Source organism: Micrococcus sp. R8502A1 (assembly GCF_006704135.1).
GTDB classification, from domain to species: Bacteria; Actinomycetota; Actinomycetes; order Actinomycetales; family Micrococcaceae; genus Micrococcus; species Micrococcus luteus.
Window position 1 is genome coordinate 55,158 of record NZ_VIGS01000007.1, and the last position, 10,687, is coordinate 65,844.

Annotated in this window: 10 protein-coding genes; 9 read left to right on the forward strand and 1 reads right to left on the reverse strand. The window is 73.7% G+C overall.

Annotation, left to right across the window (positions count from 1 at the left end):
* Positions 1-15 precede the first annotated feature (15 nt).
* From dnaJ to FLM69_RS02845, 9 genes are all read left to right on the forward strand, one after another.
* The gene (dnaJ, locus tag FLM69_RS02805; RefSeq protein WP_061867297.1) at positions 16-1,149 is read left to right on the forward strand and encodes a molecular chaperone DnaJ; all 1,134 of its coding nucleotides are present in this window, start codon (positions 16-18) and stop codon (positions 1,147-1,149) included.
* On the forward strand, positions 1,146-1,907 hold the full coding sequence (locus FLM69_RS02810) for a 16S rRNA (uracil(1498)-N(3))-methyltransferase (RefSeq protein WP_041103735.1): 762 nt from the start codon (positions 1,146-1,148) through the stop codon (positions 1,905-1,907). Before dnaJ ends, FLM69_RS02810 begins: the two co-directional genes overlap by 4 nt.
* Positions 1,908-1,947: 40 nt before the next feature.
* Positions 1,948-3,021, forward strand: coding sequence for a PhoH family protein (locus FLM69_RS02815; RefSeq protein WP_036336560.1), 1,074 nt, complete (start codon positions 1,948-1,950; stop codon positions 3,019-3,021).
* Positions 3,011-3,484, forward strand: coding sequence for an rRNA maturation RNase YbeY (gene ybeY, locus FLM69_RS02820; RefSeq protein ID WP_010078622.1), 474 nt, complete (start codon positions 3,011-3,013; stop codon positions 3,482-3,484). The genes FLM69_RS02815 and ybeY overlap by 11 nt, the downstream gene beginning before the upstream one ends.
* Positions 3,485-3,495: 11 nt before the next feature.
* The gene (locus tag FLM69_RS02825; RefSeq protein ID WP_061867296.1) at positions 3,496-4,821 is read left to right on the forward strand and encodes a hemolysin family protein; all 1,326 of its coding nucleotides are present in this window, start codon (positions 3,496-3,498) and stop codon (positions 4,819-4,821) included.
* A gap of 43 nt (positions 4,822-4,864) precedes the next feature.
* Positions 4,865-5,830, forward strand: coding sequence for a GTPase Era (era, locus tag FLM69_RS02830; protein ID WP_041103742.1), 966 nt, complete (start codon positions 4,865-4,867; stop codon positions 5,828-5,830).
* Positions 5,831-6,165: 335 nt separating this feature from the next.
* On the forward strand, positions 6,166-7,899 hold the full coding sequence (leuA, locus tag FLM69_RS02835) for a 2-isopropylmalate synthase (protein WP_061867295.1): 1,734 nt from the start codon (positions 6,166-6,168) through the stop codon (positions 7,897-7,899).
* The gene (gene recO / locus FLM69_RS02840) at positions 7,896-8,717 is read left to right on the forward strand and encodes a DNA repair protein RecO (RefSeq protein WP_036384710.1); all 822 of its coding nucleotides are present in this window, start codon (positions 7,896-7,898) and stop codon (positions 8,715-8,717) included. Before leuA ends, recO begins: the two co-directional genes overlap by 4 nt.
* The gene (locus FLM69_RS02845) at positions 8,714-9,577 is read left to right on the forward strand and encodes an isoprenyl transferase (protein WP_061867294.1); all 864 of its coding nucleotides are present in this window, start codon (positions 8,714-8,716) and stop codon (positions 9,575-9,577) included. Before recO ends, FLM69_RS02845 begins: the two co-directional genes overlap by 4 nt.
* Here FLM69_RS02845 and FLM69_RS02850 read toward each other — a convergent pair.
* Positions 9,517-10,605 carry an alpha/beta hydrolase gene (locus tag FLM69_RS02850; RefSeq protein WP_141842957.1) on the reverse strand — a complete coding sequence of 363 codons (1,089 nt, stop codon included), beginning with the start codon at positions 10,603-10,605 and terminating at the stop codon, positions 9,517-9,519. The genes FLM69_RS02845 and FLM69_RS02850 overlap by 61 nt on opposite strands.
* Positions 10,606-10,687: the final 82 nt, after the last annotated feature.

Here is a 10,687-nt window from a genome sequence, read left to right on the forward strand (position 1 = left end):
AGAGGAATCCCCACCGTGACCGACCACTACGAGACGCTCGGCGTCAGCCGTGACGCCAGCACCGAGGAGATCCGCCGCGCCTACCGCAAGCTCGCGCGCACCCACCACCCGGACGTCAACCCCGACCCGGAGGCGGCCGAGCAGTTCAAGCGCATCTCCCACGCCTATGAGGTGCTCTCGGACGAGGACCGGCGTCGGGCCTACGACACGACGGGCAATGAGAACGGCCAGGCCGGCTTCCCGGGCGGCTTCGGTGGGGCGGGCGGCTTCGGGGGCTTCGCCGACATCTTCGAGACCTTCATGAACGCGGCCGGCCAGGGCGGCCGCGGTGGCCCCGCCAGCCGCGCCCGCCGCGGCCAGGACGCGCTGGTGATCGCGCGGATCGACCTGCGCGACGCGGTCTTCGGCGGCGAGCAGACCATTGAGCTGGACACGGCCGTGCGCTGCGAGCGGTGCGGGGGCTCGTGCTGCGAGCCCGGCACCCAGCCGGAGACCTGCCAGACCTGTCAGGGCCACGGCATGATCCAGCGCCCCGTGCGGTCGCTGCTGGGCACCGTCATGGCCACCGAGGCCTGCCCCGCCTGCCAGGGGTTCGGCACCGTCATCCCGACGCCCTGCCACGAGTGCGACGGGCAGGGCCGCGTCCGCACCCGGACGCCGCTGACCCTGCGCATCCCCGCGGGCGTGGACGACGGCACCCGCATCCACCTCGCCGGCCGCGGCGAGGCCGGCCCGGGCGGCGGCCCGAACGGCGACCTCTACGTGGAGATCGCGGTCCGCCCGGACGAGACCTTCCGCCGCGAGGGCGACCACCTGGCCACCACCGTGACCGTCCCCATGGCCGCCGCGGCCCTGGGCACCACCGTCACGCTGGACACCCTGGACGGCAAGCAGTCCCTCAGCCTGGACCCGGGCGTGCAGTCCGGCCACGTCGAGGTCCTCCACGGCCTGGGCGTCGGTCGCCTGCGCGGGCAGGGCCGTGGCGACCTCAAGGTGGACGTGGTGGTCACCACGCCCACCGACCTGGACGACGAGCAGCGCCAGCTCCTGGAGCGCCTGGCCGAGGTGCGCGGCGAGGAGGTCGTGCACGGCGCACCCCAGGCCAAGGGCATGTTCGCCCGGCTGCGGGAGAACCTGAGGAACCTGTGACCGCCCCCCTGTTCCACCTCGAGCCGGGCGCCCTGGCCGGCGCGAGCGCGGGCGCGGAGGTCGTCTTCGACGGCGCCGAGGCCCGGCACGCCGCCGCGGCCATGCGCCTGGCCCCCGGGGAGGCCGTGCTCCTGGCCGACGGGTCGGGCACGCTCGGCCACGGCACCGTGCTCGCGGCCGCCCCGGACGCGGTGTCCGTGCGGCTGGACGCGGTGGCGGAGGAGCCGGCGCCCACCCCGGCGCTCGTGCTCGTCCAGGCCCTCGCCAAGGGCGACCGGGACCTCATGGCGGTCCAGGCCGCCGTCGAGCTCGGCGTGGACGCCGTGGTGCCCTGGGAGGCGGAGCGCTCGATCGTCCGCTGGAAGGGCCCCAAGGCCGCCAAGGCCCGCCAGAAGTGGGCGGACACGGCCCGCGCGGCCGCCAAGCAGGCGCGTCGCGCCCGGGTGCCCGCGGTCCGGGACCACGTCTCCGGGACGGCGGTCGCCGGGCTGGCCTGGGACGACGACGGCGGCCGGCTCGTCCTCGTACTGCACGAGGACGCGGAGCACGGGGTGTCCGCGGTGCCGGCGGAGCGACTCTCCGCGGCCGTCGAGATCGCCGTCGTCGTGGGCCCCGAGGGCGGGATCGGCCCGGCCGAGCTCGAGGCCTGCGTGGCCGCGGGGGCCGTGCCGGTGCGGCTCGGCCCGCACGTGCTGCGCGCCTCCACGGCCGGCCCCGCCGCCCTCGCCGTGCTCCAGCACCGGCTCGGCCGCTGGTGAGCCCCGGCAGGACGGCGCGCCGACGCCTAGACTGGTCGGGATGTCCCGCCCCCGCGACCCCGAGGTGATCCGCCCCATCGTGACCGTGCCCCCCACGACCCCGACCCCGCCCGCCACCGCGCACGAGGGGGTGGCGTTCGAGTCCGCCGACCTCATGGTCCGCACGCTCGGACCGCAGGACGCCCTGCTGCGGATCCTCGGCGGCGTGTTCCCCACCGTGGACGTCACGGTCCGCGACCAGCGGCTGGACCTGGCCGGGCCGGTGGCCGAGGTGGCCACGGTGCGGCGCGTCGTCGAGGACCTGCGCTCGATCGCCCGCCGCGACCAGGCCGTCACCCCCGAGGTGATGGGCCAGGTGGTCCACCACGTCCGCGACGCCGCCACCGGGCGCGGCGCGGGTCAGCTGCACCTGGACTCGATCCTCTCGGGCCGGGGCCGCCGCATCCGCGCGAAGACCCTGCACCAGCAGGACTACGTGGAGGCGATCGACCGCTCCACCGTCGTCTTCGGCATCGGCCCGGCCGGCACCGGCAAGACCTACCTGGCGATGGCCAAGGCGGTGCAGGCGCTGCAGGCCAAGGAGGTCAACCGGATCATCCTCACCCGCCCGGCCGTCGAGGCCGGCGAACGGCTCGGCTTCCTGCCCGGCGGGCTCTCCGAGAAGATCGACCCGTACCTGCGCCCCCTGTACGACGCGCTGCACGACATGATCGAGCCCGAGTCGATCCCGCGGCTGATGGAGGCCGGGACCATCGAGGTCGCCCCGCTGGCGTACATGCGCGGCCGCACCCTGAACGACGCGTTCGTGATCCTCGACGAGGCCCAGAACACCACCGGCGAGCAGATGAAGATGTTCCTGACCCGCCTCGGCTTCGGTGCGCGCATGGTCGTCACGGGCGACACCTCGCAGGTGGACCTGCCGCGCGGCACCCAGTCCGGCCTGGCCCAAGCCGTCGAGGTGCTCGAGGGGATCGAGGGACTGGAGATGGTCCGCTTCGACTCCTCGGACGTGGTCCGGCACTCGCTGGTGAGCGCCATCGTGGACGCCTACGACGCCGCCCGCGGCCCCGCGGAGCGGTCCCAGAAGCGAGGAGGGGCCCGCCGTGGCCGTTGAGATCCTGAACGAGTCGGGGATCGAGGTCCCCGAGGACGCGCTGCTGCGCATGGCCCGGCACGTGTACGCGCGCCTGCACGTCCACGAGCGCGCCGAGACGGCCGTGACCGTCGTGGACGCCGCACGCATGGCCGAGCTGCACGAGGAGTGGATGGACCTGCCCGGGCCCACCGACGTGATGAGCCTGCCCATGGACGAGCTGACCCCCGGCTCGCCCGAGGCGCCGGCCGAGGGCGTGCTGGGCGACGTCGTGCTCTGCCCCGAGGTCGCCGCCGAGCAGGCGGCGCGCGGCGGGCACTCCCGTGACGATGAGCTGCTCCTGCTGCTCACCCACGGCATGCTCCACCTGCTCGGGTACGACCACGTCGAGGACGCCGAGCGCGAGGAGATGTTCACGCTCCAGGATCGGCTCGTCTCCGAGGTCCTCGGCCGGCCCGCCCCGGCCCCCACCGTCGAGGATTGACGGCACCGCCCATGCTGACACCCGCCGTCCTCTTCGCCCTCTTCCTGGTCTTCCTCGGCCTGACCTGGACGCTGTCCCTGGCCGAGTCCGCGTTCTCCTACCTCTCCCGGCGGGACGCGGAGGACATCGTCCGCGAGCGGCCCGGCTCCAAGGTCCTGGAGATCGCCCGCGAGCGGGAGAGCCACCTCGGCGCCCTGCGGGTCTGGCGCTTCGTGGCCGAGGCCCTGTCGGCCGTCTGCCTGACCGCGGCCGCCGACGCGGTGGTGGACGACACGTGGCTCGCCGTGGCGATCGCCGCGGTCGTGCTCGTGGGCGTGGCCGCCCTGCTGGGCGTCTGGAGCCCGCGGCCGATCGGCTCCCGCAACGAGGCCGCCGTCGCCCGCCGCCTGGGCGGCCTCGTGTGGGTGCTCCGCCGGGCCCTGGGCCCGCTCGCCGCCCGCCTGGACCGGGACCGGCGCCGTCGCGAGGTCGAGCCGGAGGACGAGGACGACTTCCAGGAGCGCCACCTGCGCGAGTTCGTCGCCCGCGCCCACGACGCGGACGTGCTCGCCGACTCCGAGGCGGAGCTGATCCAGTCGGTGTTCTCCATGAACGACACCATCGTCCGCTCCGTCATGGTGCCGCGCACCGACGTCGTCACGATCGACGCCGACCACACGCTCGGGCAGGCCATGGCCCTGTTCCTGCGCTCCGGCAACTCCCGCATCCCGGTGATCGGCGAGGACGCCGACGACATCCGGGGCATGCTGCACCTCAAGGACGTCACCCGCGCCCTGCACCACGACGGCGCTGCGACCGACACCCCCGTCACCGAGGTCATGCGCGACGTCCGCTTCGTCCCCGAGTCGAAGTCCGTGGCCACCCTCCTGCAGGAGCTGCAGCGCGAGTCCACCCACGTGGCCGTGGTGGTGGACGAGTACGGCGGCACGGCGGGGCTCGTGACCCTCGAGGACCTCATCGAGGAGATCGTCGGGGAGATCTACGACGAGGACGACCAGCCGGACCGCCCCGAGGTGGAGTTCGTCGCGCCCGGCGTCTACTCCGTCGACGCGCGCATGGGCATCCACGACTTCCGGGAGGAGTTCGAGCTGCCGGAGGAGGACGAGGACGACGACGTCGACACGGTCGGCGGCCTCCTCGCCAAGGAGCTCGGCCGCGTCCCGATCCAGGGCTCGCGCGTCGTGGTCCAGGGGATCGAGCTCGTCGCGGACACCCTCGAGCCCCGCCGCAACCGGGTCGCGCGCCTGCGCGTCTCCGAGACCCCCGACCGCCCGGTGCGGCTGCGCCGGCGCGAGGAGCAGGCCCACGGCGCCGCACCCGCCGACCCCGTGGCCTGAGCCGGCCGCCCCACCCCACGCCCCGCCTGACAAGGATGACCCCATGACCGATCTCGTCGATCCGGCCCGCGCCGCGGACGGCTTCCGTTCCGGCTTCGTCTCGCTCGTGGGCCGGCCGAACGCCGGCAAGTCCACACTCACCAACGCGCTGGTGGGGGAGAAGGTGGCGATCACCTCCTCCAAGCCGCAGACCACGCGCCACACCATCCGCGGGATCGTCCACCGCGAGGACTTCCAGCTCGTGCTCGTGGACACCCCGGGTCTGCACCGGCCCCGCACCCTGCTCGGCGAGCGCCTCAACGACCTCGTGGCGGAGACGCTCAACGAGGTCGACGCCGTGGGCATGTGCCTGCCGGCCGACGAGGCGATCGGCCCGGGCGACCGGTTCATCGCCCAGCAGCTCTCCTACCTGCACCGCACCCCGGTGGTCGCCGTGGTGACGAAGACGGACAAGGTGGGCCCGGAGCAGCTCATGGCGCAGCTCGTGGCCGTGACCGCGCTGGGCGACGAGGTCCTCGGGCCGGAGAACGGCGGGGAGGGCTTCGCGGCCGTCGTGCCGGTCTCGGCGGTGGCCGGCCGCCAGGTCGACGACGTCCTGGGCGTCTTCGCGGGGCTGCTGCCGGCCGGGCCGCCCCTGTACCCCGACGGCGAGCTCACGGACGAGCCGGAGGCGGTCATGGTCGCCGAGCTCATCCGGGAGGCGGCCCTGGAGGGCGTGCGCGACGAGCTGCCGCACTCGGTGGCCGTGATGGTCGAGGAGATGTCCCTGCGCGAGGACCGCCCCGCGGATCGGCCCCTCATGGACGTGTGGGCGAACGTCTTCGTCGAGCGGGACAGCCAGAAGGGCATCATCATCGGCAAGGGCGGTTCCCGGCTGCGTGAGATCGGCGCGCAGGCGCGGGCGGGCATCGAGCGCATGCTCGGCACCAAGGTGCACCTGGACCTGCGGGTCAAGGTCGCCAAGGAGTGGCAGCGCGACCCCAAACAGCTCGGCCGACTCGGCTTCTGAGCCGGAGGCCCGACCCGGGCGCGCACGCGCCGGAGCGGGCCGCCGTCGTCGTGCGTCACACGGGGACGGCCTCCTGTGGCCCGGCCCACCTCGGTGCTAGGGTCGGGGCATGTCCCTCCGCCGCGCGACGACAGCGCCGGCCACGGCCCGCCTGCTACTTCCCGGCCGCACGGGGTCCCCGTGCCAGGCCGTGATCCACGCCGCCTGAGCGCATGCGGAGGCAGGACGCCTCCCACCGGACCGGACACCCCGTGCGGAGCCCCTGACCTCCCGGTCCGGCCACCGACCACCCACCTTTCGCGCGCCCGCCGCGCGCACGTCGAGGGAGAACACGCATGAGCGCCCACCTGCAGAAGTCGTCGGGGATGAAGTTCCACAAGTACGTCCCGTTCCAGGACCAGATCGAGGTCGCCCTGCCGGACCGCACCTGGCCGGACAAGGTCATCGAGAAGGCGCCGCTGTGGTGCGCCGTGGACCTGCGCGACGGCAACCAGGCCCTGATCGACCCCATGGGCCCCGAGCGCAAGCTGCGCATGTTCCAGCTGCTCATCGGCATGGGCTTCAAGGAGATCGAGGTCGGCTTCCCGTCCGCCTCGCAGACCGACTACGACTTCGTCCGTCAGCTCATCGAGGGCGACCACATCCCGGACGACGTCACCATCCAGGTCCTCACCCAGTCCCGTGAGCACCTGATCGAGCGCACCTTCGAGGCGCTCGAGGGCGCCGACCGGGCCATCGTGCACCTGTACAACTCGACGTCGGTGCTGCAGCGCCGCGTGGTGTTCCGGCAGGACGAGGACGGGATCGTGGACATCGCGACCTCCGGCGCGCGCCTGGTGAAGAAGTTCGAGGAGCAGCTCGAGGGCACGCAGATCACCTACGAGTACTCGCCCGAGTCCTACACGGGCACCGAGCTCGAGTTCGCCCGGCGCATCTCGGACGAGGTGGCCACGGTCCTGGAGGCCTCCACCGACCGCAAGATGATCCTGAACCTGCCGGCGACGGTGGAGATGTCCACCCCGAACGTGTACGCCGACTCGATCGAGTGGATGCACCGCAACCTGGAGCACCGCGACTCGCTCATCCTCTCCCTGCACCCGCACAACGACCGCGGCACGGGCGTGGCCGCCGCCGAGCTGGGCTACCTGGCCGGGGCGGACCGCATCGAGGGATGCCTGTTCGGCAACGGCGAGCGCACCGGCAACGTCGACCTGGTGACGCTGGGCATGAACCTGTACTCGCAGGGCGTCGACCCCATGATCGACTTCTCCGACATGGACCACATCAAGCGCACGGTCGAGTACTGCAACCAGCTGGCCGTGCCCGAGCGCTCGCCGTGGGGCGGCGACCTCGTCTTCACGGCCTTCTCCGGCTCCCACCAGGACGCCATCAAGAAGGGCTTCGAGGCCATGGAGGTCGACGCGAAGGCGGCCGGCACGGACGTGGACGGCATCCCGTGGGCCGTGCCGTACCTGCCCATCGACCCGAAGGACATCGGCCGCTCGTACGAAGCCGTCATCCGCGTGAACTCGCAGTCCGGCAAGGGCGGCGTCGCCTACCTGCTCAAGTCCGAGCACAACCTGGACCTGCCGCGCCGCGCGCAGATCGAGTTCTCCCACGTCATCCAGGATCTGGCCGACGCCCAGGGCGGCGAGGTCTCCGGCGCCGACCTGTGGCGCGTGTTCCAGGACGAGTACCTGCCCGCCGACGCGGCGGAGGCGCAGTGGGGCCGCTACCGGCTCCGCTCGGTCTCCTCGGCCTCCGGCGAGGACGGCACGTTCCGGATGGAGGCCGAGCTCGAGGTCGACGGCGTCACGCAGACCCGCGCGGCGCAGGGCAACGGCCCGATCGACGCGTTCCTGCGCATCCTCGGCGAGGAGGGCGTGGACGTCCGCGTGCTCGACTACTCCGAGCACGCACTGTCCGAGGGCGGCGCGGCCATGGCCGCCGCCTACGTGGAGGCGGCCGTGGGCGACCGTGTCCTCTGGGGCGTCGGCCTGGACCACAACACCACCACCGCCTCGCTGAAGGCCGTGGTGTCCGCGGTGAACCGCGCCCTGCGCGCGTGAGCGGCTCCGGCTCCTCCCGGCGGGGTGCGCGGCACGGCGGCTACGCGGCGAACTCGTTCCGCACCGAGGCCATCGTGCTGCGCACCCACCGTCTGGGGGAGGCCGATCGCATCATCGAGGCGCTCACCCCCGAGCACGGCCTGGTCCGGGCCGTGGCCAAGGGGGTGCGCAAGACGTCCTCCCGGCTGGGCTCGGTGGTGGAGCCGTTCATGCACTCCACGCTCCAGCTCGCACGCGGCCGGGGGGAGCTGCACACCGTGAGCCAGGCGCAGCTGCTGCACCCGTACGCGACGATGCTGGCCGCCGACTACGACGCCTACACCGTCGCCGGCGCCCTCGCCGAGGCCGTCGAGCGGGTCCCCGCGGTCGACGACGACGGCCGGCGCGCCCAGTACCGCCTGTTCCACGGCGCGCTGGCCGCGCTGGCCCGCGGCGCGCACGACCCGCGCCTGATCCTGCACTCGTTCCTGCTGCGGGCGCTCGCCCAGGCCGGCTGGGCCCCGACCTTCGACCGGTGCGCCCGCTGCGGCGCCCCCGGCCCGCACACGGCGCTGCACGTGGGCCTCGGCGGGGCCGTCTGCCCCGAGTGCAGGCCACCCGGTGCCGCGCACCCCGCCCCGGAGACCTTCGACCTGCTCTCGGCCCTCGCGGCGGGGGACTGGGCCACCGCGGACGCCTCCGGGGCCCCCGCCCGCCGCGAGGCGGCCGCTATCGTGGCGGCGTACCTGCAGTTCCACGCCGAGCGGCGCCTGGTGTCCCTGTCCGTCCTGGACCAGGACCTCGGCCTCCCCGCCCCGCGCGTCGAGAGGAGACCATGAGCGCCGACCGTGCCCCGCAGCCCCCGCCGCCGCACCCCTCGGGTGCGGTCGCCCCGCGGATCGACCCGCGTCTCGTGCCCCGGCACGTGGCGATCGTGATGGACGGCAACGGACGGTGGGCCAACCAGCGCGGCCTGCCCCGCACCGAGGGCCATCGGGCCGGCGAGGCGGCGCTGCTGGACGTCGTCGCCGGGGCGGTGGAGCTGGGGATCGGCCACGTGTCCGCGTATGCGTTCTCCACGGAGAACTGGCGGCGCTCGGCGGAGGAGGTGCGCTTCCTCATGGGCTTCTCCCGGGACGTGCTGCGCCGGCAGCGGGACACCCTGCACTCGTGGAACGTGCGGATCCGGTGGAACGGGCGGGCCCCGCGCCTCTGGACCCCCGTGATCCGGGAGCTGCAGGAGGCCGAGGAGCTCACGCGCCACAACACCGGCACCACGCTGCACATGTGCGTGAACTACGGCAGCCGGGCCGAGATCCTGGACGGCGTCCAGGCCATCGCCGAAGAGGTCCGGGCCGGCCGGATGCGGCCGGGCGAGATCAGCGAGGACGTCATCACCCGCTACCTCGACCGCGGTTTCCGCACGGGTCAGGACGTCGACGTCGTCCCGGACGTGGACCTGTTCCTGCGGACCTCGGGGGAGCAGCGCCTGTCCAACTATCTGCTGTGGCAGTCCGCCTACGCGGAGCTGCTGTTCCTCGACGTGCTGTGGCCGGACGTCGACCGGCGGACCCTGTGGGCCGCCGTCGAGACCTACGCCCGCCGGGACCGCCGCTACGGCGGCGCCGTGGACACCCCTCAGCCGGCGCCGTCGTCCGGCGCGCCGGACTCGGCCTCGGACGCCGACGGAGGCGCGTAGGCCCCCAGCCACGTGAGCGTCGCGGCACCGGCCGCCTCGCGCACCGACGCGGGGGAGGCGAACACGTCGTGCAGCGCGTCGGGGAGCCGGTGGACGGTCACCCGGTTGCCGAGCCGCAGGGAGCGTCGGGCCATGGCGTCGGGGTCCAGGACGATGTCCGAGGTCAGCATCGCCTCGGCGTAGGACGTGCCCCGATGCCCGCGCGCGGAGACGAGCACGAGGATCGGCACGGAGACGTCGAGCCGCCCGGCCACGGCCCGGTGCCCCGAGAGGACCGCGCTCAGCCAGGCGGCCGGCACCTCGAACGCGTGCGGAGGACGCCAGAGCGGGTGCAGGTCCCATTCGCCCTCGGCCTGGTCCGAGAGGGTGCGCCAGTAGTGGTCGATGCGCGGCAGCGTGAGCACGGCGTAGGGCTTCATGGCGGAGACGGGCCCCACGATGGACTTCGCCAGCAGGCGCACCCCCGCGCTGCCCTGCATCTCCAGCCAGGGGCTGTTGAGCACGAGCGCGGCGAGGCGGCCGGGATTCCGGTCCGCCCACAGCGCGGCGATCAGCCCGCCGGTGGAGTGCCCCATGAGGATGGGCGGCAGCGGGTGATCCTGGGCGATGGTCTCGAGCGCGGCCTCGAGGTCCGCGTCGTAGCGGGTCAGGTCGTCCGTCCAGCCGGGCGTCTGTCCCGCGCGCAGCGAGCGGCCGTAGTGGCGGAGGTCGACGGCGTGGAAGGCGTAGCCAGCGGCCTCGAACGCGTGGGCGAGCGGGGCGTTGTAGAAGTAGTCGCTCCAGCCGTGCACCGAGAGGATGGGCCGCCGGGCCGGGTCACGGGGGGCGTCGGTGCGCGGACGCACCACTGTGACAAGGTTTTGTCCTTGTTCATCGGTGTCGAGGCCGAGGGTGCATCGTTCGAAGCCCGGCAGTCCGTCCGGGACCCAGCCCAGGCCCGGCGGGTCGTCGAGGAACGGGCGGGTGTCCTCCTCCGTCGGTCCGCCGGCGGGGGGGCCGGGGGGGGGGGGGGGGGGCCCGGCTCTTATACACCTCCGACCCCGCCGGCGGGCGCGTAAGGGTAAGACCTCGGGGGGGCCGGGTCCTCACAAAAAACACAGTACGAGCAGG